The sequence below is a fragment of the Pantoea sp. CFCC18179 genome (genome assembly GCF_059412405.1).
In genome coordinates this window covers 37,166-63,572 of the sequence record NZ_JBNBPM010000003.1, presented here as the reverse complement: position 1 = coordinate 63,572, position 26,407 = coordinate 37,166, and the positions used below count along the sequence as shown (strand labels likewise).

The window sequence follows — 26,407 nt, the reverse complement described above, 5'->3', positions numbered from 1 at the left end:
CGAACATGACGCAGGTATCGCCGAAGCAGCGGGCTTCGCGCATTAACAGTGCTCAGCAAGCCTTGCAGCTGGCGCAAGAATTAGCCACACGTTTTCAAACTGGCTCCGCGCAGCGCGATCGCCAGCGAGAGTTGCCGCATCTTGAGTTGCAGCAACTGTTTCAATCTGGATTCGGTGCCATCACCGTGCCGCGTGCCTTCGGCGGGATTGAGATTTCCACCGCCGCATTGACCGAGATATTCGTGATATTGAGTGCCGCGGATGGCTCGATTGGTCAGGTGCCACAAAACCACTTTTACGCGTTAGAAGTGTTGCGCATCAACGGTAGCGAGGCACAAAAACAGCGTTTGTATGCCGAAGTGTTAGCCGGTGTCCATCATGGTAATGCATTGGCGGAGTTCAGTTCAGCGGCAGCACATCAGCGTTCAACCTCGGTGTCGCTGCAGGCGCAAGGCTTACGTCTCAACGGCAACAAGTTCTACTGCACCGGCGCGCTGTATGCCGACCGCATTCCAACGTTAGCGATTGCCGATGACGGTAAAGAACAACTGGTGTTTGTACCGCGCCAGCAACCTGGCGTCGCCGTCATCGACGACTGGAGCGGTTTTGGGCAACGCACCACCGGCAGCGGCAGCGTGCAATTTCGTGATGTGGCGATTGCAGTGGAGGATGTGGTGCCATTCCAGACGGCATTCGAGCGCCCAACCACCGTGGGTCCATTTGCGCAAATCATGCATGCCGCTATTGATCAAGGCATCGCACGTGCGGCGTTCAACGACATGCTGAATTTCCTGCGTCAGCGAGCGCGTCCGTGGCCAGACAGCGGCGTGGATCACGCTACAAACGATCCGTTAACACTGGATCGTACCGGGCGTTTGGCGGCACGACTGAGTGCGGGCGATGCCTTGCTGGCGCTGGCAGGCGATGCTGTTGATGCTGCGCAACGCGATTCCAGTGCAGAAAAGGTGGCGCTGGCATCGATTGAAGTGGCGAAGGCTCGCGCCTGGACCACCGAGGTGTCACTGGAAGCCAGCAATCTGCTGTTTGAACTCGGCGGTTCACGTGCCAGCCTGCGCGAACACAATCTCGATCGCCATTGGCGCAACGCGCGTACCCATACGTTGCACGATCCGGTGCGCTGGAAATATCCGGCGATTGGCAACTATCTGCTGAATGGCGTACTGCCGCCTCGTCGGGGGACGATATGAGCCAGAAACAGATTCTGCTCAACGCGTTCAATATGAATTGTGTTGGGCATATTCATCACGGTATGTGGACGCATCCACAAGATCGTTCGGTGGATTTCAATTCGTTAGATTACTGGCTGGATCTGGCACGACTGTTGGAGCGCGGACTGTTTGATGGACTGTTTATTGCCGACATTCTTGGCGTGTATGACGTCTATCAGCACAGCATCGGCTTAACGGCGAAAGAGTCGATCCAGTTACCGGTAAACGATCCTTTAATGCTGATTTCCGGCATGGCGAGCGTTACGCAGCATCTCGGTTTTGGCGTCACTGCCAATCTCAGTTATGAAGCGCCTTATCCGTTCGCGCGTCGCTTTTCAACGCTTGACCATCTTACTAAAGGCCGCATTGGCTGGAATATCGTCACCGGTTATCTCGACAGCGCCGCGCGCGCCATGGGCCAGCAGCAGTTACTGGCTCACGATCGTCGTTACGATCAGGCCGATGAATTTCTCGATGTGGCCTATCAGCTGTGGGAAGGCAGTTGGCAGGATGATGCGCTAAAGCAGGACAAAGTGAATCGGGTGTACGCCGATGCCGATAAAATCCGGCAAATCAATCATCAAGGCGAATTCTATCAGGTACAAGGCTATCACCTGAGTAGTCCCTCGCCGCAGCGCACGCCGCTGCTGTTTCAGGCGGGATCATCGGCGCGCGGCGTGCAGTTTGCCGGACGTCATGCTGAGTGCAGCTTTGTGAATGCCGCTTCGCCAGCGGCAATGCGCGAGCAATCGTCCCGCTTACGTCATGCGGCGGTAGCGGCCGGCCGCCATCCTGACGATCTGCGCATCTTTATGGGCGTAAGCGTGATCGTGGCTCCGACGGAGCGTGAGGCGCAGGAAAAACAGCGCAGCTATCTCGAATACGCCAGCCCGGAAGCGGGGATCGCGCACTTTTCCAGTTCGATTGGCCTGGATTTGGCGGCCTTCGAACTGGATGAGCCAATTCAAACCGGCGACACGCGCGCCATTGAATCGGTGAGCAAAGCCTTTAGCGGCTGGACGCGACGTCGCTTGCTGGAGCAACACGCCATGGGCAGCCGTTATCCGCTGATTGTTGGCAATCCTAACCAGGTCGCGGATGCGCTGATTAGGTGGATCGATGAGGGTGATATCGACGGTTTTAACCTGACGCGCATTCTTAATCCGCAGAGTTACCGCGATTTTATCGATTTAGTGGTGCCAGAACTGCAACAGCGCGGGCGCTTCAAAACCGCTTACCAGCCCGGTTCGCTACGGCAAAAAATCTTTCAACAACACGACCGTTTGCCCGATCGCCATCCGGCGGCGCGCTGGCGTAACACTTTTAACCTTCGTTAATTTAACCTCAGGGATCTGCTATGAACATGACTCGTCATATTGCGCTGGCCGCCAGCGCCGCATTGCTGGCGTTTAGCGCCGTCGCCGCCAATAACTACAGCGGCACGCTGAAAGTGGGTACCACGGCCGCCTTTGCGCCACCGCTGGAAACTGCGGTGGCTGAAGCCAAAAAACAGGGCTTGAATGTTGAGCTAGTGGAATTCACCGACTGGACTGCACCAAACGTCAGCGTGGAAAACGGTGATATTGATGTGAACCTTTTCCAGCACAAACCTTTCCTCGAGAACGCGAATCAGCAGGGCGGATTCCATCTGGTGCCCTTTGCACCGGCGATCATCAATAACATCGGCCTTTATTCCAAAAAACATAGCGCGATTGACCAGATTCCCGATGGCGGCACGGTGGCGATTGCCAACGATCCGATCAACGGCGCACGCGGCCTGCTGCTGTTGCAAAAAGCCAAACTGATTACTCTGAAACCGGGCGCGGGACTCAAATCCACCGTCGATGACATTGTCGAGAATCCTAAGCATCTCAAGATTATCGAAGTCGAAGCGGTGCAGCTTTCACGCTCGCTGGATGAAGTGGATCTCGCGCAAGGCTATCCGCACTATCTGCGCCTGTCGAAAACCATCGATCCCAATAATGCGCTGCTGTTTGATGGCCTTGAGCATCCTGAGTACGTGATTCAATTTGTGGTACGTGATGGACATCAGAACGATCCGCGTCTGGCGAAGTTTGTTGATATCTATCAACATTCTCCGGTGGTACGCGCCAAACTGGATGACTTCTACGGCAAGCTGTATCAGCCAGGCTGGAGCCAGTAAGCATGGTTAGCCTGAGCCTCCCCGGGGAGCGCGATGCGCTGCTGTCACCGACGGCTGAGACGGCTGGGAACGTTCATGTGCAGATTCGTGGCTTGACGAAGCGCTATGCTGGACAAACGCAGGAAGCGCTGAAAAATGTCGATTTGCAGGTCAAGCGTGGTGAGATCTTCGGCATTATTGGCCGCAGCGGCGCCGGTAAATCGACGCTGATTCGCTGCCTCAATCGGCTGGAAAATCCCACCGGCGGTCAGGTGGTGATTGATGGTATCGATCTCGGCAGCTTGAGCGATCGGCAGCTGGTGGATTGGCGGCGGCGCACCGGAATGATTTTTCAGCATTTCAACTTACTGTCGGCGAAAACGGTGCGTGAAAACATTGAGTTGCCACTGAAAGTGGCCGGTGTGCCGAAGGCAGAACGGCAGCGCAAAGTAGACGAATTGCTGGCGCTGGTTGGACTGGAAGCGCGCCAGCATGCGTGGCCCGCGCAGCTTTCTGGTGGGCAGAAACAGCGCGTCGGTATTGCGCGTGCGCTAGTGCACGATCCTGAGTTGCTGCTCTGTGATGAGGCCACGTCGGCGCTCGATCCAGAAACCACGCGATCCATCCTAGCTCTGTTGAAGAAAATCAATCAGCAGCGACACATCACTATCGTGCTGATTACCCACGAAATGGATGTGGTGCACGATCTCTGTCATCAAGTCGCGGTGATCGATCAGGGTGAAATCATTGAGCGCGGTGCGGTGTGGCAGGTTTATAGCAATCCGCAGCAAGAAACGACGCGGCACCTGCTTAATCCGCAATTCAGCACGCTGCCGGAAGCGCTTCAACCGTTACTCACGCCAACACGTCAGCGGGCAGATTCCCGCGTGTTGGTGCGCTTACGTTATACCGGACAAGGCGCGCAGCCGGATTTGGCCGCGCTCAGTGCGCGGGTTTCCGGCGAGTTAACGCTGGTGTACAGCGCCGTTGAGTGGGTGGATGGCAAACCCACTGGGCAGATGTTGCTGCTGCTGGATGCGCGCCATGAAACGGACGCGGTGCAGCCGGTGTTGACGCAACTGGCTGATCAACTGGAGATACCCGGCTATGTCACTGGCTATTGATCGTTTATGGATAGGATTGTTGGATACGCTGCTGATGGTGGGCGTGTCATCACTATTGGCGCTGGCGTTGGGGTTACCGATGGCAGTGATTTTAGTGGTAACCGGGCGCGGCGATCTGTTTCCCAATCCACTGTTAAATCGCGTGCTAGGTTGGCTGGTGAATCTGTTTCGCTCGATTCCGTTCTTAATTTTGATGGTGGCGCTGATTCCATTTACCCGTTGGATTGTCGGCACCACTTACGGCGTATGGGCGGCAGTGGTGCCCTTAACGCTGGCGGCGACGCCATTCTTTGCGCGCATTGCGGAAGTGAGCCTGCGCGAAGTGGACAAAGGGTTGACTGAAGCGGCGCAGGCTATGGGTTTTCATCGCTGGCACATTATCTGGCATGTGCTGCTGCCTGAAGCGCGCCCCGGAATTGTCAGTGGATTTACCATCACGTTGGTGACGATGATCAACGCCTCGGCAATGGCGGGTGCGATTGGTGCGGGCGGTTTAGGCGATCTGGCGTATCGCTACGGTTACCAGCGTTTTGATATGCAAGTGATGTTGACGGTGATTGTGGTGTTGGTGGCGTTAGTGACCGTATTGCAGTTTTGCGGCGATCGGTTGTCGCGCCGGTTGAATCATCGTTGATTGCGGTGCGGTGATGGGCAAGGTCGCCATTTATGGTGACCGAAAAGTGCTTAACTGATGAGCATTACGCCATGAATGGCGATCCTACGGCGCGTTTGCATTCACCGGATTTGCAATCCCTCTAACGCCGCCAGCAACGCATCCACTTTCGGTAACAGCTGTTTGCGGCGCGGCCAGATCAGAGATAATGCCAAACCATCCGGCTGCTGCTCGGGCAGAATAATCTCCAGCGCACCGCGCGCCAACGCTTCGCGCACCAGCCAAGACGGCATTTGCGCCACGCCCAGCCCGGCGATCAATGCCTGCATCTGCGCATCAACATCCCCCAGCGCCATGCGGTGCGGCACATTGCGCCAGTGCGGATGCCCATCTTCGGTCATAAACAGCCACGGCTTGGTGCTGCCATCCACGCGTTCATACATGATCGCTTGATGCTGCAATAATTCACTTTCATTGTGCGGACAGCCAACGCGGTTTAGATAGGCGGGTGCCGCGCAAAACACCATGCGCTCGCGGCCCAGCTGTCGGCATCCCAACGAAGCAGGCAGATCCGGCGAACCGCCAATGCGAACCGCCATATCAATCCCTTCATCAAACAGATCGATAAAACGATCAGAGAAACTCAGATTGAGTTCTACCTCCGGATGCTGCTGACAAAACGGGATCAGCAGCGGCATCACTTCCAGCCGACCATAAGTATTCGGCACCGCCAGGCGTAAACGTCCAGAAGGAATGGTGCGCTGCGCCGCCAGCACCGCTTCGGCTTCGGCCAACTCTTCCATAATCCGCAAGCAGGTTTGGTAATAGGCATTACCGGCATCGGTGAGTTTCAGGCTGCGCGTGGTGCGTTCCAGCAAACGCGAGCCGAGGCGCGTTTCCAGTCGCGTGACGCTTTTGCTGATTGCGGAACCGGTGAGATGCAGACGTTCAGCAGCAGCGGCGAAACTGCCGCTTTCGACGCTGGCAACAAAAGGGACGATATCTTTCAAGCGCTGATCGTGCATCGATTAGTGAACTCAGGTTGTGAATGCTGTGAATTAATGCCAGAGATGAGAATTTTATTCTCTATTAAACTCATCATTACTGAAACAGAGGAGAATTGAAATGCAAAAGCAGGCATTGATTGTAGGCATCAGCGGCGTGATTGGTCGCGCGCTGGCAGAAAAATTGCAGCATGAAGGTTGGCAAGTGACCGGCTTGTCGCGTGGACGTGGCGCGGTGCCAGACGGTTGCCGTAGTTTGACCGCCGATCTCACCGATGCAGATGCCGTGCGCGCGGCGCTGGCGCAGGAGAAACCGGATGCGCTGTTCTTTAGCGTGTGGTCGCGTCAGGAAAATGAGAAAGAGAACATCCGCGTGAATGGCGCGATGGTGCGTAATGTTATTGAGGCGTTGGGTGAGCGGTTGAACGGCGCGCATGTAGCGTTGGTTACTGGCCTCAAACATTATCTCGGCCCATTCGAAGCTTACGGCAAAGGCGCCGTGCCGACCACGCCGTTCCGCGAGGAGCAGGGGCGTCAGCCAGTGGATAATTTCTATTACGCACAAGAAGACGAAGTGTTTGCTGGTGCGGAGAAATATGGTTATCGCTGGAGCGTACATCGTCCGCACACCATTGTTGGCTATGCGCTGGGTAATGCGATGAATATGGGCCAAACGCTGGCGGTGTACGCCACGCTGTGCCGCGAACAAGGTTTGCCGTTTATCTTCCCTGGATCACCAGAGCAATGGAATGGCGTCTCGGATGTCACCGATGCCGGTTTGCTGGCGGAACAACTGGTGTGGGCGGCAACTTCAATTGAAGCGGCTAATCAGGACTTCAATGCGGTAAATGGCGACGTGTTCCGCTGGAACTGGTTGTGGCCACGTTTGGCGGCTTATTTCGGCGTGGAAGCGGCGGCTTATCCGGCACAGATGATGCCGCTGGAAGGGCGCATGCAGGATGCGGCAGAGAAATGGCGCGAAATCGCGGCACATTATCAATTGCGTGAAGCCGATATTAACAAACTGGCTTCGTGGTGGCACACCGATGCGGATTTAGGGCGTCCGATGGAAGCGTTTACCGATATGAGCAAAAGCCGCAAAGCGGGATTTACCGGTTATCGCTCAACGTTGGATGCGTTTACCCAACTGTTTGATCGGTTAAAAGCGGAGAAGGTGATTCCGCAGTAAGTTGCCGGAGGTGCGCAAAAATGCGCACCCAACGCTGTAAGGTCGCCATTTATGGTGACCCGATCATTTCATCGTCACCCAACGTTTCCCCACCAGCACGGTCATCGCCACAATCGTCACGATGGCCGCCAGATGCATCACAAAATCCAGCGGATGCAGATGCACCGGATGGCAAAACGCCAGCAGCGTCACCGCCATGCAGGACACGCCTAAACCTGCCATCGCCAAACTGCGCACCGGATGCAGCGCGCGGGTGCGGCGCAGGCTGGCGATCATCAACACCATCATTGGCGTACTGACCACCAGCAGAAAGGTGAAGCAGCGCGTACTGTCGTTGTCATGCTCGATCGGTGCCTGACCGGGGATTTGGCTAAGGCTAATGCCGAGCCACAGCAGTGCGATCGGTAACAACGCTTTCCAGCTAATGCTGCGGCGTCCTGGAATGCTCATGTTGAAGGCGCTACGAATCGCCAATGTGCCAAGCACAAAAGCCAGCACCAGTTGCACCATCGCTTGTAGCGCGCCGGGCTGCGACCAGTCGGTGAAGCTGCGTTGTACCAACAGGCTCGCCAGTATGCCACACGGCAAGGCCAGCGCGATCCAGCGGATGACGCGCCAACCGGTGGATCGCAGCGGTTTAACCGGCCGCATTTCGCGCCCGAGTTTTTCAATTAACAGGTCATGATCGGTCATGATTGGCTCCAAAACGGCGCAGATTGGTTAGCGCACGGTGCAACAGCGATTTCACTGCTGCCACACTTAAATTGTTATGCGCGGCCGCTTCCGTCAGGCTCATTTCGCGCAGATGCACATGCTCCACAATTTCACGCTGACGCGAAGGTAACTGGCGCAAATAACCGGCCAATTCATCCTGCGTATCTTGCTGTCGCGGCGATTCCGGTGCGCTGGCCGCCGCCGACTGCGCTTCATCGTGTATTTCCCATTGTTGATGACGACCGCGGCGACGCAGCGCATCAATGGCACGCGCCGAGATGATGGCCATCAACCAAGGCAAAAAAGGGTAGGCCGGATCGTAGGTGTGACGCACCCGATGCACCGTTAGCAGCACATCCTGAATCACATCTTCTACCAGTGCATCATCGGTTAATTGTTTGCGTATTTGCCCACGAATTACCGGCACCAGTGCTTTCAGCAGTCGGGTATAGGCGCGCTGATCGCCCGCCTGCGCCCGTTCCATTAGCGCGGGCCAACTTTCGCGCGCGCTATCGCTTGTTTGCATAATCCGCCTTGTTAATCTTTACGCCTTTTTGCTTGCCGCCTCGTTCAGTGCATTCACCACAATGCTCGGTGTCAGCACCTGCGGCAACACTTTCGGCGGTCCGCCGTCAGCGGGGTACACCAAATACATCGGTAAGCCACCTTGACCGAACTCGCTCATGGTGTCATCCACGTCCGGGTTAAATTTAGTGGAATCTGCCACCATGTACAGCGTACCGGTTTTGGCTAAGGCGTCCTTAACGGCTTGGGTCGAGAGTGAGGTTTTCTCATTCACCTGGCAGGTGATGCACCACGATGCGGTGAAATCGACAAAAATGGCTTTACCGTGCCCGCGTTGCGCTTCGACCGCTTGCGGCGTCCATTTGGCTTTAGCCACTTCAGCGGTGACTTGATCGCCCGCTAATCCCGCGCCGGGTTTGATCAGGCTGGGTAACGGGGCGATAACCGCTACGATCAGCACCGCGGTCACCGCAAATAATACCTTGTGGCTTTTGCCGGCAAAGTGGCGATGTTGCGCCATGCCGTACAACCAGCCGGCGAAAGCGACAATCACCGAGGCAGCCAGCAAGGTTGCCAGCGCGGCGCTACCGGCTTGTTGCGCCAGAATCCACACTAACCAGGCATAAGCGCCAAACATTGGGAAGGCCAGGCCGCGCTTTAACACATCCATCCACGCGCCAGGACGTGGCAGGAATTTTGCCAGCACCGGGAACAGCGAAACCAAGGTGAATGGCGCGGCAAAACCTAACGCCAGCGCGAAGAAGATCACCAATGCGATGGCGGGCGGCTGCACCAGCGCATAGCCAATTGCACTCGCCATAAACGGTGCCGCGCACGGTGTAGCGACAATGATCGCCAGCGCGCCAGTTAACGCTGAGCGTACAAATGCACCGCGACCGACTTCCATCGATCCTACCCGCTGCACGCTTAAACCCACTTCAAATACGCCGAGCAGATTGAGCGCAGCGGCAAGGATTACCAGCGAAAGCAAGGCAATAACTAATGGCGATTGCAGCTGGAAACCCCAGCCAACGGCGGCACCGCCAGCGCGTGCTGCCAGCAATATACCGGCCAGCGCCATCATGGTGACGACCACGCCGAGTAAAAAGCCCAAACCTTCTCGCCGCGCATTCGCGGCATTGTCGGTGTGACGTAATAAACCCAGCGCTTTCAGCGAGATCACCGGAAACACGCAGGGCATTAAGTTGAGAATGATGCCGCCAATAAAGGCGGCCAGCATGGCGGTTAACATCGCTGGCCTCTTTGCTTAGTTAGTTTGCGGATGAGAGGCGTCGTATTGCTTCACGGCGTCCATCGCTTTGGCGATATGCGTTTCAGGGTTTCTATCAGTGTAACTCAGCAGAATGTTGCCATCTGGCGCGATCACGTACGAGGTGCGGTCCGACAAGGTTTTGCCTTTCATCTGCATGGTGGTTTCATATTGTGCCGCCACTTTCGCGCCAGGATCGGCTGCTACCGCAAACTTATCGCGGCATTCCAGTTTGGAGAAATCGCTGACCTGATCGGTATTACCGGCGGTAACACCGACAACAGTGGCACCCATTTTGGTGAAGCTGTCGGTGGCTTCCGCAAAATCGTGTGCTTCGATGGTACAACCGGCACTAAACGCCGCTGGGAAGAAGTAAAGAACAACCGGGCCTTTCTGGAGCGCTTTTTGCAGCGAGAACGTCATTGGTTTACCCGCCAGCGCACCTTGCAACTGGAAGTCAGGTGCTTTCGCGCCCACCGGCAATGCGGCACCGGCGTTAAATGCCGATAAGCCCAGCGCGGCGGTAATGCTAAGGGTACAAACAAGGGATTTCATGCGTTTCATTTTCTGCTCCTGCGAAGTAGGGGAGTTCCGATTTGGGTGACTCATTAATGCAGTTCGCTGGGGCAGGGAGGAAAGTTTCGGTCGGGATGAAAAAATTATAAATAGAGTCGATCAACCCGATGCAAGCTGTTCTCAAAAAGCTGCTCGGCAATACGCTCAGGGAAACTTTTAGGCAATTTTTTTTCAACGCGATGAATTGCCGGTCCAATTTCCTTAGCCATGAAGTTGATGATTTCAATCATTTGGTTGGGGTCAAAATTCACTTCTTTAGCCGTTGCCAGAAAGTGGCGCGGGAATATTTTATCAATTTCACGCTTTTTTCCTTTACTGGCTTTTAAACCCATTGCGAGCTTTAGGTCGCGGACATTTAGACCGTTCCCTCCTGTAGTAGGGAAAACAGACAAAATGTCGTAGAAAGGAGTAAGACGATAGCTGCCGCCGCGCTCGATGAAAATGGAAAAGTTTTTAGCATGGCCATCTGTGGCGCCAATTAACCACTGAAAAACCTGAAACTTCATAAAGGTATAACGATCTTCTAATGCATTACTCGAACCCATCAAAAAACGCATAATATCTGCGATTCCCGGTCCGCCGTCAGTTTCATATTTACGTGCGGAAGGCAGACCAAATGCCTGGCACATATCTTCTTGAGGCAAACGTAGCAATTTTGTGTGATCGCTATTCCAGCGTCGATCAAAGCGCTCAACAGCAAGAGCTTTCATCTTACCGGCATTAATGATGCTGGCCTCGGGCACGATAAATCCAAGTTCTTTTGCTAAAGCCAGGCAGATGAATTCATTTTCCACGCTATCGCGCATATCCAGTGTGGCAAAGGGTTGCTTAATTTCACCAATGGGCAATTTGATGATATGCGAAGTTGGCGTTGCACCATGTGGAATGGCCCAACCTTCCGCCGTCGCCAGTAAAGCGGTTTTCTCCTGTGCTCCGGCTACCGATATGCGGAAATCGTCATCTTCATTAATCATCCCCAGCGGGATATCTGATTGATAAGCTGAAAGAATGTGTTCGAGCTTATCCTCATTCAGCACTTCGTATTGCAAAGCGGAACCCAGCGGTTGAACCTCTGGCGGCAGCAACATAACCGCACCCACGCTGTCTTTGCCAATTTCGCTTAATAAGTCGAAAGGTTGGCGTGATTTGGCGTGATAACGTGCAAGAATTCGGTCACGAACTTGTGGGTTATCGGGGAGCAAATTATCAAAATAGTTAAGCACAGCCGCGCTAGAAATTACGGGAAGTTGTAAAGGCAACGAAAGTGAAAGTGGCCTGGCGAGACGGTTCCCTAACCAACGCTTATCGTACTGGAAAGTGTGTGCGCCGTTAGTGTTGCGTGTGAGTACGCCAATGCGTTCACCATTCATCCATGCCGCCAGTTCCTGCTTCACCAATCATTCTCCTGAGCTGAAACATCAAGATCCGTGCTTTTTTCTTGTATAACCAGCTGCAGTTCAAGTGACTGAATGATCTTGAAAAGCGTGGCAAGTGTGGTGAGGTCCGGATTATTTTCAAAGTGGGAGATAGTCGATTGTTTTAACCCAACCTTTTGTGCCAATTCAGTTTGCGTCCATTGGTTCTTTTGGCGTATGAGTCTGATGTGATTAGCCAGTTGGCGTGGGCTGTAAATCATCTCTAAATCTCACGGTGAGTTTAGGGAATAAATCTTCATTATCCCCTGTAGCGGATAGTTAAGAGTTTATCCCTTGCTGGGGATATTGTCAATAATATCCCTAGGAGAGGATATTCAATCGGTATCCTTAGCAGGGGATATCTGGTTTAATCCCACGACAAAACAAACTCAACGTGTGCTGCACGATGATTTCGCGGTTAAAAGCGGGATCGTTGGCAAAGCGGGTAAACGGCACTAGCACCAAACTCAGGATCGACGTCATTAGCAGTTGCGGTTCCAAATCCGCATTGAGTAGGCCTTGCTGCTGCCAGCCTTCGATCAGCTTTTTCACCTCATCGCGTTCACCGTGGCCAAAACGTTTTTTGATGTGCTGCCCTAAACCGCCTTCGCCTTGCATCACTTCCTGCATCCACAACGGGGCAAACCAACTATTCGAACTGACAATATCCGCCACTTCGCGGATGAACGCACTGAAAGTGGTGACAGGGTCACGCGGGTCATTCATGAAATGCGACACTAAGCGTTGACGCAACGGTAAAAAACGCTCCTCGACCACGATATCCAGCAAACTTTCCCGCGACTGAAAATAGTAATTGAGCATCGCCGGACTCACGCCCGCCTTGCGCGCAATTGCATTCAATGAAGTTTCACCGATGCCATTTTCGGCATACAGCGCCAGTGTGATATCCAGCAGCAATTCACGTTGCTGAACGTTGATCGCACCACCGCGCGGCCTACCGGGACGGCGCGGTTTTGCGGCTGGCGCTTTCTCATCTTCAGGGACTTTTCGTGCGGCCATCTTTACTCGCTTGCTTGATTCGTGTCAGACTGTGCTCAATATTAATTGTGTATTTAATTAATTTCAATCGGTGTCTGTTATGAAACCCCAAACACTCGCGCCGCAATCGACCAGCGAGAAGGACAATCCTCCTTCAGTCCGCTTACTGATGGGCGCTTTATTACTGGTCATGCTGCTATCTGCATTAGACCAAACCATCGTTTCTACCGCCTTGCCAACCATCGTTGGTGAGCTGGGCGGGCTTGATCGCCTGTCGTGGATCGTCACCGCTTATATGCTGGCCTCGACCATTGTGGTGCCGCTGTACGGCAAATTTGGCGATCTGTTCGGCCGTAAAACCGTACTGCAAATCTCGGTGATTCTATTCCTGATTGGCTCGGCGCTATGCGGGCTGGCGCAAAATATGGAGCAGTTGATCTTTACGCGTGCGTTGCAAGGTTTAGGCGGCGGCGGCCTGATGGTGGTGAGTATGGCGGCGGTGGCCGACGTCATTCCGCCGCAAGATCGCGGCAAATATCAGGGTTTGTTCGGCGGCGTGTTTGGCCTCGCTACGGTGATTGGCCCGCTGCTGGGCGGTTTTATCGTGCAGCATGCTTCATGGCGCTGGATTTTCTACATTAATCTGCCGCTGGGTTTGTTCGCCTTAGTGATCATCAACGCGGTGTTCAAAACCGATAACAAGCGCAAGCCGCATGAAATCGATTATCCCGGCGCGGTATTTCTTAGCCTGGCGTTAGTCGGCATTACGCTGTTCACCAGCGAAGGTGGCACGCTGCGCGAGTGGTCTGATCCGATTTTATGGTGCGTGCTGGCATTTGGTTTAATTGGCGTGATTGGCTTTATCTACGAGGAGCGTCGCGCGTGGGAACCGATTATTCCGCTGTCGCTGTTCCGCAATCGTAGCTTTTCACTCGCCAGTTTGATGGCGTTTATTGTTGGGATGTCACTGTTTGGCAGCGTGACGTTTTTGCCGCTCTATTTGCAAGTAGTCAAAGGCTCCACGCCAACCGAAGCCGGTTTGCAGCTGCTGCCATTAATGGGCGGATTGCTGGTTACCTCGATTATCAGCGGCCGTATTATTAGCCGCACTGGCAAATATCGTCTGTTTCCGATTTTCGGCACGCTGTTGGCGACCATCGGCATGGCGCTGCTCACCACACTGACGTTGGATGCGCCGTTGTGGCACATTTATCTGTTCGCCTGCGTGTTGGGAATGGGCATGGGGATGGTGATGCAAGTGCTGGTGCTGGCGGTGCAGAACACAGTAACGCCGGAGAGCATTGGCGTGGCGACGTCATCGGTGACGCTGTTTCGTTCGGTCGGCGGTTCGATTGGTGTGGCGTTGTTTGGTGCGGTATTTAGCCAGGTGTTGAAATCGGGGCTGACTTCGCTGGTGGAGCAGGGCAAAGAGTTACCCCGCGCGTTAGATCCGGTTGCAGTGCATCATTTGCCGATTGATGTGCAACAAGCTTATTTACAGGTATTTGGTGACGCGGTACACGCGGCGTTCCAAATGGCGGCGGGCGTGATGTTACTCGCATTTATATTGTCGCTGTTCCTGCCTGAATCACCGTTACGTAATCAAGCCAAACGCTAAGATAATTCTGCACCGATGTCGTGACATCGGCGCAGAATAAATTATCAGCACAGATTGACGGTTAAATAATCTTCGCTCAGTTAAACCTGCCTCGTAAAATAGATTTTTAACTCAAATACAAGATGTTACCGTTACGTAAACTTAGGTAAAAACCCTCAGCAATTAAAAGTTTTCAGTACGCAGCTATTTATTTCTGCAACTTTTTTACGGTATAAGTCTCTAAACACCGTCTCCCTCAGCGAAAACATCATCACATGATCAATTCTGCGGCCACCAAAGTTATTGCCTGCCTGTTCCTTTTTGCTCTGGCAGGGTGTTCATCAAAGTCTTCGCATGCACCAGCCGATGAAAGCGTGGATACTTCCGCAGACGGTGGCAAGCAGCCGGATTTGATTCCGGTGATCGCGGCACTGCACGATCAAATGCATTCGTGGGAAGGCACCAAATATCAGTGGGGCGGCACGCAATTAACCGGCGTAGATTGTTCAGGTTTTGTCTGGCGCACGCTGAAAGATCGTTTCAATATTCCAATGGATCGCGTTACCACCAAAGAATTAATCGCCATGGGCAAGCCGGTTGATCAAGCGCATTTGCAACCCGGTGATTTAGTGTTCTTTCGTATCAAGCGCGAGCTGCACGTCGGCTTTTATGACACCGATCACCAGTTCCTGCACGCATCCGTTAGCCAAGGCGTAATGCGTTCGTCGCTGAATAATCCGTATTGGAAATCAGTTTATCTAGAAGCCCGCCGCTTACCGAAAGAGCAAAATTCTCAGATCAGTTTCAATTATAAAAACAAGGTGTGATGTTGGGTGGCCTTTAACCGCCACCGCATTAGATTAAAACTGATACGAAACGCTGATTGAGAAACTGCGCGGCGCACCATAAACATAACTGTTCATGTAGCTGTAATACTCGCGGTCAAATAGGTTATCGACGTTAGCTTGTACCGCCACTTGTTTTGTGACTTGATATTTCGCAAACAGCGACGCCAGCGGGAAGCTCCCTTGATACACGCGTACGGTATCGCCAGCTGCATTCGTCGCATCCTCAAAGACGCGATTTTGCCAGTTCAGCCCGCCGCCCACGGTCAAATCCGGCATCATCGGCAATTGATAGCGGGTAAACAGTTTGAATGAGGTTTGCGGCTGATAACTGTTAAAGCGTCCCTGTTTATCGCGCGCCACATAGCGTGTCGCGCCGAAAGTGAGTTGTAGATTGTCCGTCAACGCGCCATTTAGCTCAAATTCCGCACCTTTACTGATCGCCCCTTTCGCTGGCGCATAAGCCTGTTCGCTACCGCTGAGATAAACCCCATCAATAGCCTGACCCACGTTATCCTGCTCAATGCGGAATATCGCCATCGTGGCTGTCAATCGTCCATCAAACCACGCTGATTTCAAACCGGTTTCGTAGCTTTTACCGGTGACCGGCGGCAGGTATTTTCCGCTGGTATCGCGGTAAGTTTGTGGCAGGAAGATCGAGGTGTAACTGCCATAAGCCGACCACGTATCGTTGATGTCGTACACCAATCCGGCGTACGGCGTAGTGTTGTTTTTGGTCATATCGCCGCTGCTGCCGTTGGTGCTCCATTGGGTGTAGCGCGCGCCGATGATCAACGACAAGGGATCGGCCAACGAGAAGCGGGCGGCGGTGTAAGCGGATTTTTGGCGGATGGTGTCGTTGGCATTCAGATACCAACCTTGCCATTGCGGCTCGGCAATATTGCCATTCCAGCTGTTGTTGAAAATGCCCATATCGCTGGCTGCAATATCGTAGTTTTCCAGGTCGGTCACGCCATCCTGGCTATAGGTGGCATTGTGCTGACGACTGTAGCTTACGCCGGCCATTAATTGATGCTGGCGTCCTAATAGCTCAAATGGGCCGCTGGCATAGCCGTCGAACGAATCCATCTGACGCTTGCCGCGATCCATGCTGCCGTAGCCGGTGACACCTTCACCGCTGTCCTGATCGGCGTAGCCCGTGACATACAGCAATTTGTCGTTAAAAGTGTTTTCCGCATGCGTGCCATTGACGTGGATATTCCAGCCGTTATCAAAATTGTGGTCGATGTCGGCGAAGACTTTGCGCGAGTTGGTGTTATAGCGCGCCCAGTTCGCGGCGGAATTGAGGCTGCGATCGTAATGTGTGGTGGCGTTGTTGCTGTAGAACATCGGCAAGCCGCCCCACGTGGGATTGCCGGTATTGGCATCTTCGTAGTCATAGCCCAATGACAGCGTGGTGTGTTCGCTGATATCGGCATCAATTACGCCGTACAGAAACTTTTTGGTTTTGCGGTAGCGATCGAGCCAACTGTCTTCATCGCTGTAACCGGTCACCACGCGACCACGCAAACTGCCATCCTGATTGAGCGGTGATGAGATGTCGGCAACGTAACGCTGTTTGTTCCAACTGCCATAACTGGCGCTAACCGTGCCGGTGAACGTTTTGCTGTCGGCATGTTTGCGCACCATGTTAATTGAGGCAGAAGGGCTGCCCGCGCCAGTCATCAAACCGGTCGCACCGCGCACGATTTCAATGCGATCGTAAATCGCGGTATCGGAAGCGGCATCACCGTAGTTCCAACTGTCATTGACCGATGTTGGGATGCCATCAAAGCTGAAATTGCTGATTTTGAAGCCGCGTGAGTAGTATTCCGAACGTTCGCTATCAATCAGATTGGTCGAGATGCCGGTGGCATTGGTTAGCACATCATTAACCGATTGCAGATTTTGATCCTGCATGCGCTGTTGCGTCACCACGCTAACGGATTGCGGCACATCGCGCGGCGTCAGTAGCAATTTGGTGCCAGCGCGCGTGGTCTTCACTGCGTAATCCTGCTTTTCGTTCTCGCCATTACTGTTGGTATCGGCGTTAACCACTAAGTCTTGTTGATCTTCGTCGCTGGTTGCGGCGGCTTGTGCCATTGCGGGGATCAACAAGGCGTGAATCGCCATCGCCAGCAATGAGACGTTAAAGGTTTTCATAAACATTCCCTGAAAATAATTTTAATTGAGGCTTTGCTGCCTCGTTTTTATTTGTCTGCCACTTCCGTGTATGCCGATGCTGGGGCAGGGGAATGGCATACAATGCGCCACTGATTTTTGTTGAGAAAGATAATGATAATCATTTGCTTTAAATAATCTCGCGAGGTTTTATCGGCAATTGTAATCAGATGTAAAAACATAGTTAATCAATGAGTTAGAGGCATGATTGACCGCTTAATTACTGATGTTTATGGTTTTTTTGAAGTGTAGGTATCGTAGCGGCGCGCATTGATGTGCAACTCGTTTCAGACATCGTTATCAAAAAGTTGCTTCCTGCATGCTAATGCGTATGATTCTCATTCTTCTTGTACTCTTCCGTGCGCGTGCTCGCGTAACGGAGTCGTTCATCCATTGATGGAGTTGAGCATGAAATCGTTATTTAGCCCGCGCAAAGCCGCCGTTGCCGCAGCGATTGTTGCGGCATTCAGCCTGACTGCTTGCCAGGCACCTGCCAAAAAAGCCGAAGCACCTGCCGCAGCTGAAACTATGAAATCTGTCGATAGCGCAGTAACGCAACGCACCTTGGGTGATGGTCTGTACGAAATGGCCTATTCTCCAGCCGCTAATGCGCTTTATGTTGCCAGCGCACAGAGTTTCAAAGACGTTAACGGTGGCGTGATTTATCGCCTCGATCCAACGAGCCTGGAAACGAAAGGTCAGACGCATACCGATCTGAAAAACTTCGGCACCGCAACTGATGAGCAGGGCAACGTTTTCTACACCACCAACTCGCTGGATGGCGCCATCTCGAAAGTAGATGCGCAGAGCGGCAAAGTGCTTGAGCGTTTGGTATTCCCAGGCAAAAAGGATAAAGAAGGATATCCGGCGGGCGCACGTGAAGTGTTGTGGCATGGCAACGAATTGTATGTCGGTCGCGTCGCGGATCCTGGCTACATTTCAGTGGTGGATGTTAAAACCTTCAAGCTGAAAGCCACGATTCAAAATGCAGGCAAGTGGGTAACCGGCATTATCTATTCACCGCTGACCGAGCGCATTTATGCCACCAATGGCGCAGGCGAAATCCTGGTGATCAATCCACGCACGCACAAAATCGAAAAACGCTGGACTGCGGGCGATGGCAAAGAGTATCTGTTCCTGAACATGGCTGAAGATCCAGCCACCGGTCGTCTATTTGTGACCGATGATTCCAAGGGCAAAGCCACGCTGGTATTTGATGAGCGCACCGGTAAAGTGATTAAACGTATTGAAGGCGATGCATTGGGCATTAAATTCAACGCCAAGCGCAATGAGCTGTATATCAGCCAGCGCGAATCGAAGAAAGTGCTGCAATTGGATGCGACGACCTATGCGGTGAAGAACAGCTGGTCATTTGATAATAATCCAAATAGCTTGTTAATTGGACCAGACAACAACACGTTATATGTCACGTTGAAAGCCGAGTTCAATAAAGACTCTTCAACCAAAGGGCAGGATCAGATTGCGCGTATCGCTCTGAAATAAGCTGTGCAGAATGGTTTGGCGTAAGCAGGTGCGCATTAATGCGCACCCTACAACATCGTGCCAAATGAACGTTGGGTCGCCATTATTGGCGACCGATTTGCCCGGTAAGCCAGAATTTCTTATAGCGCGCTGGCGGATGACCGACCAAATTATGAAAGATACGATGAAAATTATTCACGTTATCGTAACCTACCGCATTCGCCACTTCCGTCACGCCTAGTTCGGTACTTAATAATAAATTTTGTGCTTCGCCAATGCGACGGCGCGTTTGATATTGTTTGGGTGAGTAGCCTGAATACGCTTTAAAGACATGCGCCAGATAAAACTGGTTCATGTTCATGGCGGCGGTAATTGAACTGAGAGCAATGTCTTCTTTATAATGGTTATCGATATAATCTTTAATGCGCTGACCTAACAAAGTATTGCTGCTTTCTTGTTCCTGTTTATTCTCAATCCAAATATTACGACACAGCAGCAATAACACGCCTAATAAATGATCGCCCATTTCTGAACTGTATAAACGCTTACTGCTGACGTGCGACCACATTTGATCAAACAGTTGGCAAATCTCCTGATAAAACTCACCGCTCGGCATCACCGCGGTTTGATTGCGCGGGGTAAGCACATTCATCGGTAAACCATCAATTTTTAACTGCTCAACACCGCAGCTATAAATCAGCAAATCTTCCGTCGCGTCTGGATTTTCGTCATGTAATACGTTGGCATTAAACAGCAGTAAATCGCCTTGTTTAACGTGGTAGCCGCGCCCATCAATATTATAAATGCCGCGACCAGCGCGGATAAACATCACCTCAAAGCGATCGTCATGCTTATGCATCACCCGTGGAATGGCTTCTTCTGGGCCTTCAGCGCGGCAGATAAAGCTCAAGCGCGGCCGCCGATTGTTGTCGAAGCCGCGCGCAGAGGGATGCTCGTTCAGGCAAAAAGTGATCATAATCTCTCCTTTGAGGATGCCGCTATTCTGGCATGAGTTCAGACCGTGCGTAATCATCAATATTGCTTTTTATTAACCTCATTAAAATTATCGCAACATTCTTTAGTGTCGCAATAAGCTTGCAGGCCTGCTTGCTAGCAAAAAATAGCGACAAAAAGTCTGTTTTTAATCTATCTCCAATCTTGCTTTGTCAATGCGCCAATTCTCCAGTGTGATAACGATCACTGCATAACGTGCTTTGTCGATTATTTTTTTGATCGCCAGCACGCCGTGAAATCAGGCGCTGAGTCGCGACTGGTGTTTGTATTTAACTTCGGTATAACGTTGTTGTAACGATAAGGGCAGATAAACACTTCCTGTGAAAATAAATAATGATAATCAAACTCTGATTCCGGCTGAATTAATTAGCAGTCTGTAACTGACCGAAATAAACGGCCTGTAACGGTATTATCTTAAAACCAGATGGAACAGCTATGTATAACAAAACAAACCTGCAAAATCCGCAGCGCATGCGGCTGATTACTCTCGTCTCAACTATTGGTGGATTGTGTTTTGGCTATGATACCGGCGTTATTTCCGGTGCACTGATTTTTATGAAGTACGATTTAAATTTAACCCCAACCCAGGAAGGATTTATTACTTCATTCCTGTTATTTGGTGCGGCGCTGGGTTCATTATGCGGCGGCTATTTATCCGATAAACAAGGGCGACGTAAAAATCTTTTATGGGTGGCGGCAATATTCATGCTCGGTGCATTAGGCACCGCGTTTGCCTGGGATGTGCCATCGATGATAGTCGCGCGCTTTGTGTTGGGATTAGCGGTGGGTTGCGCATCGGTAACGGTGCCGATTTATATTTCTGAACTGGCGCGCGCCGACCAGCGTGAAAAGATGGTCACCGTTAATGAACTGATGATCGTTACCGGACAATTTCTTGCTTATTCGATCAACGCCGCCATCGTTAATCTTTATCCAGAAATGCAGCACAACTGGCGCATTATGTTAGCGATTCCCGCGTTACCCGGCGCGCTATTGTGGATTGGCATGTTAATGATGCCGGAATCTCCGCGCTTCTTTATTCGTCGTGGCGAAACCGATAAAGCCGTCAAAGTATTAAAAACCTTGCGACTGCCGGAAGAGGTCGATCGCGAAGTGAGAGAGATCCAGCAAATTGTGAAAGCCGACGCGGTGAAATTCAATTTGCTCGATGAGTTAAAACATCGCTGGGTGATTCAGCTGGTGCTGATTGGCTTAATGATTGTGCTGGCCACGCGCGTCACCGGCGTGAATACCATTATGTATTACGCGCCAACTGTCCTCAAAGCCACCGGATTGGGTGATGCGGCGGCGGTAACCGGCGCCGTGGCTAACGGCATTATTTCGGTGTTAGCAACGCTGCTGGGTATGGCGCTGATCGGCAAACATTCACGCCGCCGAATGTTCTTTACCGGGCAGGCGGGCGTCACGTTGAGTTTGGTCTCTATTGGTTTGGCATTTAACTTCTTTTTCCACACCGAAACCGTTAATGGCGTTGAAAGCTTGCACGCCAATTTCGCCAACGCCCCTTACGTTATTCTCGGTTTGATGCTGGTATTCCTGGTGTTTATGCAAGGCTGGATTGCCCCGGTATTTTGGTTGATGTTGGCAGAAATTTATCCATTAAGAATGCGCGGTGTCGGCATGGGCTTTGCGGTATTTGGTCTGTGGATATTTGATTTCATCATTCAATCACTCTTCCCGCTCCTGCTCAGCCATTATGGTGGCGGCATGACATTCGGCTTCTTTGGTGCCAGCAACGTCATCATGCTTATTTTGTTGGTGAAATATCTGCCGGAAACACGTGGCCTGACGTTAGAAAAAATCGAAAAGAAATTCCGTTTTTAATTACTGAGGATATTTAAATGACTGTCAAAATTGGCTTAATTGGTCTGGGCATGATTGGCCGCGACCATCTGAAACGTTTCCAACAGGTTATTTCCGGTGCGCAGGTCACGGCGGTTTGCGATATTAATCGCGCGGCGGCAGATGCCATCGCCAGCGAATATTATGCCACGGCGTTTTATGATGCCGAAGAGATGATTAATTCTGAATTGGTCGATGCGGTCTTTATCTGCTCAATTGGCCCGGTACATAAAGCGCAAATTCTGGCGGCGTTTAATGCGGGCAAGCCGGTATTTTGCGAAAAGCCGCTGACGCCAACTGCGGATGAATCACAGGAGATTATTGCGGCGGAAGTTAAAGCAGGAAAACGTCTGCTGCAACTCGGCTTTATGCGCCGTTTTGATCCCGGCTATCAGGCGCTGAAACAAACATTGGACAGCGGAGAATTGGGCGAAGTGATGTTGATTCACTGCGCGCACCGCAATCCTTCAGTGCCAGACAGCTATACGCTGGAAATGGCGGTGAACGATTCTGCCACGCACGAAATCGATATCATTCGTTATCTGCTGAATGAAAACATCACCTCAGTACGGGTAGATAAACCGGGTAAAAAGACGCGCCGCGCATTGCCACATCTGCAAGATCCCCTGATCGTGATTTTTGAAACCGAATCGGGCGTGCGCATTGATGATGAGTTGTTTGTGAATTGCCATTACGGCTACGACATTCGTTGCGAAGTGATTGGCGAAGAGGCGATTGCAGCCTTAACCGAACAACAAACCATCAGCACGCGTTCCCGTCACGGCAATGCGCATCATATTGCGCAAACCTGTATGGAACGTTTTGCCATCGCCTACGATCGTGAAGTGCAGCATTTCGTGGATAACGTTAAAGCCGGGCGTGAAATGAGCGGGCCATCATCATGGGATGGCTATGTAGTGGCGCTGGTGTGCGATGCCGGTTTGGCTTCGCTAAAAGACGGCGAAAAACATCAGGTAAATATTCCTGAGCAACCGGCGCTGTATCGCTAACTCTCTTCGGCCAATTAATAAGGAATAAAGATGAAACTTGCATTGTGTACCGACGTTCTGGCGGATTTATCGTTTACTGCGATGCTGGATAAAGTCAAAGCTTACGGAATTAACGGCGTTGAAATGACGGCTGGCGGTTGGTCGCCCTGTCCGCATGTCAAAACCGAAGCATTATTGTCTTCACCGGAAAAACTGGAACAATTCAAAAAAGAGCTGGCCGATCGCGATATGCGTATCGTGGCGTTGAACTGTTCGGGTAACCCATTGGCGCCGGGCGCATTGGGCGAAGCGCACAGCCACAGCAGTTACCGCACTGTCGAATTGGCCGCCAAACTGGGTGTGAATAAGATCGTGATGATGAGCGGTTTGCCGGGTGGCGGCCCAGAAGACAAGGTGCCGAACTGGATCACGTCTACCGTTTCATGGCCGGATTACATGCCGGGCGTTATCGATTATCAGTGGAATCAGGTGGCGATTCCGTGGTGGAAAAAGTTTGTGCAGTACGCGAAACAGCACGGTATTCAACACATCGCACTGGAAGAGTTTCCAGGCCAGTTGGTGTACAACCCATCAACGCTGCTACGCCTGCGCAATGCGGTGGATGAGAAGATTGGCATCAACCTTGATCCGTCGCATCTGATTGCGATGGGTGCCGATCCGATTGCGGCAGCACGTGCGCTGGAAGGTGCGGTGTTCCATGTGCATGGCAAAGATGCCCGTATCGAACGCGGTTTGGCGGATATCGATGGATTGATGGAATACCAGCCGGTAACCAACACAAAAACCCGCACGTGGAATTATGTGGCGGTGGGTTGCGGCCAGGATCTGAAGTGGTGGAAGGAGTTTTTCTCGGTGCTGCGTATGACCGGCTACGACGGTGATGTGTCGCTAGAAATGGAAGATCTCACCATGAGCGTGGAAGCGGGATTGGAAACATCGATAGAAGCGTTAAACGCCACCTTGAGCCGATAATAAACTGCCGGTCACCATAAATGGCGACCCTACAAAACCTGCCTCGTCGTAGGGTCGCCATTTATGGTGACCGATTTACCGGTGCGCAACAATGCGCACCTTACGTTTAAAGCGTTATTCCGCCGGCTTATCCATTCCAGCCTCAGTCAGTGTCGCCCTCAAACGAGGCAGGCTTTGCGGGTAATTTTGCTGAACAAACTCAATCATTTTTTCTCGCACATGGCAGCGTAAATCCCATGCTGTGGGTGAATTTTGTGCTGTCATTAATAAACGAATGGTCATGGTTTTATCTGTGGTGTCCGTCACCTGGAGCACCTGAGTTTGTTGATCCCACAACTTGGTTTCACTGAGCACTTTTTCAAAATGCTTGCGTAACGGTTCCAAAGGCATGGAGTAATCAAGATAGAGAAACACTGAGCCCAATATTTGCGCGTTATTACGCGTCCAGTTCTGGAAGGCATTTTCGGTGAAGTAGGTAATGGGTAGCACCAGTCGTCGCAGATCCCAGATGCGCACCACCACGTAAGTCAGGTTTATTTCCTCAATCCAACCCCACTCATTTTCAACCACCACCGCGTCATCAATTTTAATCGGCTGGGTAAAGGCAATCTGAATGCCTGCAAACAGGTTGACCAGCGACTTCTGTAAGGCAAAGCCAATGATGATTCCCGCCACGCCCGCACCGGCAAGGATCGTCGTGCCGAATTTTCGTACACCGGGGAAGCTCAGCAAAATCAACGTCAGGCAAAAGGAGACTAGAATGACAATCGCGACCTTTTTGACATAGATGATTTGCGTGCGAATTTTACGCGCACGAAGATTATTAGACAGGTTGATGTCATAGCGGATAAATAACATATCCTGCGCGACGTTAGTCAGGCGAATTAACACGGAACACAACGACAATATAATAAAGATATTCAGCGTAGTAATAATAAAGGAGAGCGAATCTGGGCTAACATTGACGTAACTTACCCCAACATTGATGAGCAATAACGGGATGAATAAAAACATCGATCCGCGCAAATGCTTTTCAAGTGATTTAAAGAGTTTCCTATCACGATTCTGCCAGTAGCGGATGAAGCGTAAGAGCAGAAATCGGGCGAGAAAACCCACGATTAAAGAGAGGGTGACGAGCAATACAGCAGGCACCCAAGTTGGAGCGCCAGATAACTCACCAAAAATTAACGGCATTATTTCTCCTTATATTGTGCTAACAATCTGTGATTGTCAGATAAATCTCAAAAATTTCGCCATAGAAAACCTATTAGTTATCTAAGGATGACAACATCTACCGCTATTAGTTTATGAAAGATTAAGCTGATCAGTGTTGCTGAGTTTCTTCAGCATGCAATGCGTCCTGCGGTGCTGGACGTGTATCGATGTCATCTGAGCCTTTGGTACTGTTCAAGCTATGATGATGTTTAGCTAATTTACTTCTTCAGCACCATCAATAAGGTTAAGCGCAATGAACGTGGAACGGTTTGAAATCAACGTGCCAGATGAGGAGCTTGCTGATCTACATCTGCGACTGAAAAACACGCGCTGGCTTGAAGATCTCAACGCAAACGTGAACGAAGGGATTAGCCAAGCTCTTTTAAAACGCGTGGTGAACTACTGGACGGACGAGTTTGACTGGCGTGAGCAGGAAAGGCGGCTTAATACTTTTAGCCATTTTAAAGCCAACATCAACGGTCACAGCATTCACTTCATTCACCAGCGTGGAAACGGGCAGAACCCGATGCCGCTTATCCTGACGCACGGGTGGCCTGGCTCATTTGTGGAAATGGTGTCACTCATTCCTTTGCTGACCGATCCCGGCGCTCATGGCGGGGATCCCGCAGATGCCTTTGATGTGGTTATTCCGTCACTGCCGGGCTATGGATTTTCCTCCATCCCCACGGAAAAGGGCATTGGGTCATACGAAGTGGCAGCGCTTTGGAAAACGTTAATGAATGGATTGGGGTATCAGCAATTTGGCGCGCAGGGCGGGGATCTGGGGGCGGGAGTTTCAACGTGGTTGGCGTACCGATATCCGCAGGCGGTAACGGGCATTCATCTCAACTATATTCCGGGCTCCTATGCTCCTCCGCTTAGTGGCACCGAACCGCCCGTTACGGATCAAGAGCAAAAGTATCTGGATTATGTTCAGGCGTGGAGTAATGAGAATGCGGCCTACAGCCGGCTACAAAGCACCAAACCGCAGAGTCTTGCTGCCGGTTTAAATGACTCACCAGCGGGTTTGGCTGCCTGGATAACCGAGAAGTTTGCAGCATGGTCAGATAACCATGGAAACCTCGAAAATGCTGTACCGCTTGATGTCTTACTGACAAACATTTCCCTGTATTGGTTTACGCAAACTATCGGCTCATCATTCAGGATGTACGTTGAGGGCAAAGCCAGACCCGCAGCATTCAAAAGCGGTGAGCGTGTTTACCCTCCGCTGGGTGTCGCCTTATTTCCTGCCGAACTTCCCCTGCCACCACGTTCGTGGGTGGAGCGTTGTTATAACCTGACACACTGGGAATCGATGCCTGCAGGCGGGCACTTTGCTGCACTGGAGCAGCCACAGATTTTGGCCGCCGATATTCGAAAATTCTTTCGCCCTTTACGCAAGTAGTGATCGATTCAGAACGGGAAGG

At 51.8% G+C, this 26,407-nt stretch carries 24 protein-coding genes; 13 read left to right on the top strand and 11 right to left on the bottom strand.

Features of this window, described 5'->3' with window-relative positions; genetic code table 11:
• Positions 1 to 5: 5 nt before the first annotated feature.
• Genes ACPUC7_RS07890 through ACPUC7_RS07870 form a run of 5 tightly spaced genes read left to right on the top strand, consistent with a single transcriptional unit; the run spans position 6 to position 5,130 of the window.
• On the top strand, positions 6 to 1,208 hold the full coding sequence (locus ACPUC7_RS07890; RefSeq protein WP_494922449.1) for an SfnB family sulfur acquisition oxidoreductase: 1,203 nt from the start codon (positions 6 to 8) through the stop codon (positions 1,206 to 1,208).
• The gene (locus ACPUC7_RS07885; RefSeq protein WP_494922448.1) at positions 1,205 to 2,566 is read left to right on the top strand and encodes an LLM class flavin-dependent oxidoreductase; all 1,362 of its coding nucleotides are present in this window, start codon (positions 1,205 to 1,207) and stop codon (positions 2,564 to 2,566) included. The genes ACPUC7_RS07890 and ACPUC7_RS07885 overlap by 4 nt, the downstream gene beginning before the upstream one ends.
• Before the next feature lie 20 nt (positions 2,567 to 2,586).
• On the top strand, positions 2,587 to 3,393 hold the full coding sequence (locus ACPUC7_RS07880) for a MetQ/NlpA family ABC transporter substrate-binding protein (protein ID WP_494922447.1): 807 nt from the start codon (positions 2,587 to 2,589) through the stop codon (positions 3,391 to 3,393).
• A gap of 2 nt (positions 3,394 to 3,395) precedes the next feature.
• Positions 3,396 to 4,496 carry a methionine ABC transporter ATP-binding protein gene (locus ACPUC7_RS07875; protein WP_494922446.1) on the top strand — a complete coding sequence of 367 codons (1,101 nt, stop codon included), beginning with the start codon at positions 3,396 to 3,398 and terminating at the stop codon, positions 4,494 to 4,496.
• The gene (locus tag ACPUC7_RS07870) at positions 4,480 to 5,130 is read left to right on the top strand and encodes a methionine ABC transporter permease (RefSeq protein ID WP_343551055.1); all 651 of its coding nucleotides are present in this window, start codon (positions 4,480 to 4,482) and stop codon (positions 5,128 to 5,130) included. The genes ACPUC7_RS07875 and ACPUC7_RS07870 overlap by 17 nt, the downstream gene beginning before the upstream one ends.
• Before the next feature lie 101 nt (positions 5,131 to 5,231).
• On the opposite strand, the gene ACPUC7_RS07865 is transcribed toward ACPUC7_RS07870, so the two are convergent.
• Positions 5,232 to 6,134, bottom strand: coding sequence for a LysR family transcriptional regulator (locus tag ACPUC7_RS07865; protein ID WP_494922445.1), 903 nt, complete (start codon positions 6,132 to 6,134; stop codon positions 5,232 to 5,234).
• 100 nt (positions 6,135 to 6,234) lie between these two features.
• On the opposite strand from ACPUC7_RS07865, the gene ACPUC7_RS07860 reads away from it, so the two are divergent.
• Entirely contained in the window at positions 6,235 to 7,302 is a 1,068-nt protein-coding gene (locus ACPUC7_RS07860) for an SDR family oxidoreductase (RefSeq protein WP_494922444.1), read from the top strand.
• A 63-nt stretch (positions 7,303 to 7,365) separates the two neighbouring features.
• Here the strand turns inward: ACPUC7_RS07860 and ACPUC7_RS07855 are convergent, their stop codons facing one another.
• The 7 genes from ACPUC7_RS07855 to ACPUC7_RS07825 all read right to left on the bottom strand — a co-directional run bounded on the left by ACPUC7_RS07855 (position 7,366) and on the right by ACPUC7_RS07825 (position 12,822).
• Complete coding sequence (locus ACPUC7_RS07855) at positions 7,366 to 7,995, bottom strand: NrsF family protein (RefSeq protein WP_494922443.1); 630 nt, start codon at positions 7,993 to 7,995, stop codon at positions 7,366 to 7,368.
• Positions 7,982 to 8,542: a sigma-70 family RNA polymerase sigma factor gene (locus tag ACPUC7_RS07850; protein WP_494922442.1), complete on the bottom strand. Its 561-nt coding sequence runs from the start codon at positions 8,540 to 8,542 to the stop codon at positions 7,982 to 7,984. Before ACPUC7_RS07850 ends, ACPUC7_RS07855 begins: the two co-directional genes overlap by 14 nt.
• A gap of 18 nt (positions 8,543 to 8,560) precedes the next feature.
• Positions 8,561 to 9,793 carry a protein-disulfide reductase DsbD family protein gene (locus ACPUC7_RS07845; protein ID WP_494922441.1) on the bottom strand — a complete coding sequence of 411 codons (1,233 nt, stop codon included), beginning with the start codon at positions 9,791 to 9,793 and terminating at the stop codon, positions 8,561 to 8,563.
• Between the two features lie 15 nt (positions 9,794 to 9,808).
• On the bottom strand, positions 9,809 to 10,375 hold the full coding sequence (locus tag ACPUC7_RS07840; protein ID WP_343551061.1) for a peroxiredoxin: 567 nt from the start codon (positions 10,373 to 10,375) through the stop codon (positions 9,809 to 9,811).
• A 95-nt stretch (positions 10,376 to 10,470) separates the two neighbouring features.
• A complete protein-coding gene (locus ACPUC7_RS07835) occupies positions 10,471 to 11,784 on the bottom strand; it encodes a type II toxin-antitoxin system HipA family toxin (RefSeq protein WP_494922440.1) in 1,314 nt (437 codons plus the stop codon).
• Complete coding sequence (gene hipB / locus ACPUC7_RS07830; RefSeq protein ID WP_494922439.1) at positions 11,778 to 12,023, bottom strand: type II toxin-antitoxin system antitoxin HipB; 246 nt, start codon at positions 12,021 to 12,023, stop codon at positions 11,778 to 11,780. The genes ACPUC7_RS07835 and hipB overlap by 7 nt, the downstream gene beginning before the upstream one ends.
• Before the next feature lie 127 nt (positions 12,024 to 12,150).
• Entirely contained in the window at positions 12,151 to 12,822 is a 672-nt protein-coding gene (locus ACPUC7_RS07825) for a TetR/AcrR family transcriptional regulator (RefSeq protein ID WP_494922438.1), read from the bottom strand.
• 79 nt (positions 12,823 to 12,901) lie between these two features.
• On the opposite strand from ACPUC7_RS07825, the gene ACPUC7_RS07820 reads away from it, so the two are divergent.
• Complete coding sequence (locus ACPUC7_RS07820) at positions 12,902 to 14,419, top strand: MDR family MFS transporter (RefSeq protein ID WP_494922437.1); 1,518 nt, start codon at positions 12,902 to 12,904, stop codon at positions 14,417 to 14,419.
• Between the two features lie 254 nt (positions 14,420 to 14,673).
• On the top strand, positions 14,674 to 15,225 hold the full coding sequence (locus ACPUC7_RS07815) for a C40 family peptidase (protein WP_343551066.1): 552 nt from the start codon (positions 14,674 to 14,676) through the stop codon (positions 15,223 to 15,225).
• 33 nt (positions 15,226 to 15,258) lie between these two features.
• Here the strand turns inward: ACPUC7_RS07815 and fhuE are convergent, their stop codons facing one another.
• Positions 15,259 to 17,406, bottom strand: a complete 2,148-nt coding sequence (fhuE, locus tag ACPUC7_RS07810) for a ferric-rhodotorulic acid/ferric-coprogen receptor FhuE (protein WP_494922436.1) — start codon at positions 17,404 to 17,406, stop codon at positions 15,259 to 15,261.
• A gap of 426 nt (positions 17,407 to 17,832) precedes the next feature.
• On the opposite strand from fhuE, the gene ACPUC7_RS07805 reads away from it, so the two are divergent.
• Complete coding sequence (locus ACPUC7_RS07805) at positions 17,833 to 18,927, top strand: YncE family protein (RefSeq protein WP_494922435.1); 1,095 nt, start codon at positions 17,833 to 17,835, stop codon at positions 18,925 to 18,927.
• An 82-nt stretch (positions 18,928 to 19,009) separates the two neighbouring features.
• On the opposite strand, the gene ACPUC7_RS07800 is transcribed toward ACPUC7_RS07805, so the two are convergent.
• Positions 19,010 to 19,882 carry an AraC family transcriptional regulator gene (locus ACPUC7_RS07800; protein ID WP_494922434.1) on the bottom strand — a complete coding sequence of 291 codons (873 nt, stop codon included), beginning with the start codon at positions 19,880 to 19,882 and terminating at the stop codon, positions 19,010 to 19,012.
• Positions 19,883 to 20,355: 473 nt separating this feature from the next.
• Between ACPUC7_RS07800 and ACPUC7_RS07795 the strand changes: the two genes are divergently transcribed.
• The 3 genes from ACPUC7_RS07795 to ACPUC7_RS07785 are packed head-to-tail and all read left to right on the top strand — an operon-like array spanning position 20,356 to position 23,765.
• On the top strand, positions 20,356 to 21,765 hold the full coding sequence (locus ACPUC7_RS07795) for a sugar porter family MFS transporter (protein ID WP_494922433.1): 1,410 nt from the start codon (positions 20,356 to 20,358) through the stop codon (positions 21,763 to 21,765).
• 17 nt (positions 21,766 to 21,782) lie between these two features.
• A complete protein-coding gene (locus ACPUC7_RS07790) occupies positions 21,783 to 22,793 on the top strand; it encodes a Gfo/Idh/MocA family protein (RefSeq protein WP_494922432.1) in 1,011 nt (336 codons plus the stop codon).
• Between the two features lie 30 nt (positions 22,794 to 22,823).
• Positions 22,824 to 23,765 carry a sugar phosphate isomerase/epimerase family protein gene (locus ACPUC7_RS07785; RefSeq protein ID WP_494922431.1) on the top strand — a complete coding sequence of 314 codons (942 nt, stop codon included), beginning with the start codon at positions 22,824 to 22,826 and terminating at the stop codon, positions 23,763 to 23,765.
• Between the two features lie 114 nt (positions 23,766 to 23,879).
• Here the strand turns inward: ACPUC7_RS07785 and ACPUC7_RS07780 are convergent, their stop codons facing one another.
• Positions 23,880 to 24,959 carry a mechanosensitive ion channel family protein gene (locus ACPUC7_RS07780; protein WP_494922430.1) on the bottom strand — a complete coding sequence of 360 codons (1,080 nt, stop codon included), beginning with the start codon at positions 24,957 to 24,959 and terminating at the stop codon, positions 23,880 to 23,882.
• 274 nt (positions 24,960 to 25,233) lie between these two features.
• Here ACPUC7_RS07780 and ACPUC7_RS07775 point away from each other — a divergent pair, with 274 nt between their 5' ends.
• Positions 25,234 to 26,385: an epoxide hydrolase family protein gene (locus tag ACPUC7_RS07775; protein WP_494922429.1), complete on the top strand. Its 1,152-nt coding sequence runs from the start codon at positions 25,234 to 25,236 to the stop codon at positions 26,383 to 26,385.
• Positions 26,386 to 26,407 lie beyond the last annotated feature (22 nt).

What these genes read in the sequence shown, in the direction of transcription:
- ACPUC7_RS07890 (WP_494922449.1), top strand. Translation starts at nt 6, where the DNA reads ATGACGCAGGTATCGCCGAAGCAGCGGGCTTCGCGCATTAACAGTGCT.
- ACPUC7_RS07885 (WP_494922448.1), top strand. Translation starts at nt 1,205, where the DNA reads ATGAGCCAGAAACAGATTCTGCTCAACGCGTTCAATATGAATTGTGTT.
- ACPUC7_RS07880 (WP_494922447.1), top strand. Translation starts at nt 2,587, where the DNA reads ATGAACATGACTCGTCATATTGCGCTGGCCGCCAGCGCCGCATTGCTG.
- ACPUC7_RS07875 (WP_494922446.1), top strand. Translation starts at nt 3,396, where the DNA reads ATGGTTAGCCTGAGCCTCCCCGGGGAGCGCGATGCGCTGCTGTCACCG.
- ACPUC7_RS07870 (WP_343551055.1), top strand. Translation starts at nt 4,480, where the DNA reads ATGTCACTGGCTATTGATCGTTTATGGATAGGATTGTTGGATACGCTG.
- ACPUC7_RS07865 (WP_494922445.1), bottom strand. Translation starts at nt 6,134, where the DNA reads ATGCACGATCAGCGCTTGAAAGATATCGTCCCTTTTGTTGCCAGCGTC.
- ACPUC7_RS07860 (WP_494922444.1), top strand. Translation starts at nt 6,235, where the DNA reads ATGCAAAAGCAGGCATTGATTGTAGGCATCAGCGGCGTGATTGGTCGC.
- ACPUC7_RS07855 (WP_494922443.1), bottom strand. Translation starts at nt 7,995, where the DNA reads ATGACCGATCATGACCTGTTAATTGAAAAACTCGGGCGCGAAATGCGG.
- ACPUC7_RS07850 (WP_494922442.1), bottom strand. Translation starts at nt 8,542, where the DNA reads ATGCAAACAAGCGATAGCGCGCGCGAAAGTTGGCCCGCGCTAATGGAA.
- ACPUC7_RS07845 (WP_494922441.1), bottom strand. Translation starts at nt 9,793, where the DNA reads ATGTTAACCGCCATGCTGGCCGCCTTTATTGGCGGCATCATTCTCAAC.
- ACPUC7_RS07840 (WP_343551061.1), bottom strand. Translation starts at nt 10,375, where the DNA reads ATGAAACGCATGAAATCCCTTGTTTGTACCCTTAGCATTACCGCCGCG.
- hipB (WP_494922439.1), bottom strand. Translation starts at nt 12,023, where the DNA reads ATGATTTACAGCCCACGCCAACTGGCTAATCACATCAGACTCATACGC.
- ACPUC7_RS07825 (WP_494922438.1), bottom strand. Translation starts at nt 12,822, where the DNA reads ATGGCCGCACGAAAAGTCCCTGAAGATGAGAAAGCGCCAGCCGCAAAA.
- ACPUC7_RS07820 (WP_494922437.1), top strand. Translation starts at nt 12,902, where the DNA reads ATGAAACCCCAAACACTCGCGCCGCAATCGACCAGCGAGAAGGACAAT.
- ACPUC7_RS07815 (WP_343551066.1), top strand. Translation starts at nt 14,674, where the DNA reads ATGATCAATTCTGCGGCCACCAAAGTTATTGCCTGCCTGTTCCTTTTT.
- fhuE (WP_494922436.1), bottom strand. Translation starts at nt 17,406, where the DNA reads ATGAAAACCTTTAACGTCTCATTGCTGGCGATGGCGATTCACGCCTTG.
- ACPUC7_RS07805 (WP_494922435.1), top strand. Translation starts at nt 17,833, where the DNA reads ATGAAATCGTTATTTAGCCCGCGCAAAGCCGCCGTTGCCGCAGCGATT.
- ACPUC7_RS07800 (WP_494922434.1), bottom strand. Translation starts at nt 19,882, where the DNA reads ATGATCACTTTTTGCCTGAACGAGCATCCCTCTGCGCGCGGCTTCGAC.
- ACPUC7_RS07795 (WP_494922433.1), top strand. Translation starts at nt 20,356, where the DNA reads ATGTATAACAAAACAAACCTGCAAAATCCGCAGCGCATGCGGCTGATT.
- ACPUC7_RS07790 (WP_494922432.1), top strand. Translation starts at nt 21,783, where the DNA reads ATGACTGTCAAAATTGGCTTAATTGGTCTGGGCATGATTGGCCGCGAC.
- ACPUC7_RS07785 (WP_494922431.1), top strand. Translation starts at nt 22,824, where the DNA reads ATGAAACTTGCATTGTGTACCGACGTTCTGGCGGATTTATCGTTTACT.
- ACPUC7_RS07780 (WP_494922430.1), bottom strand. Translation starts at nt 24,959, where the DNA reads ATGCCGTTAATTTTTGGTGAGTTATCTGGCGCTCCAACTTGGGTGCCT.
- ACPUC7_RS07775 (WP_494922429.1), top strand. Translation starts at nt 25,234, where the DNA reads ATGAACGTGGAACGGTTTGAAATCAACGTGCCAGATGAGGAGCTTGCT.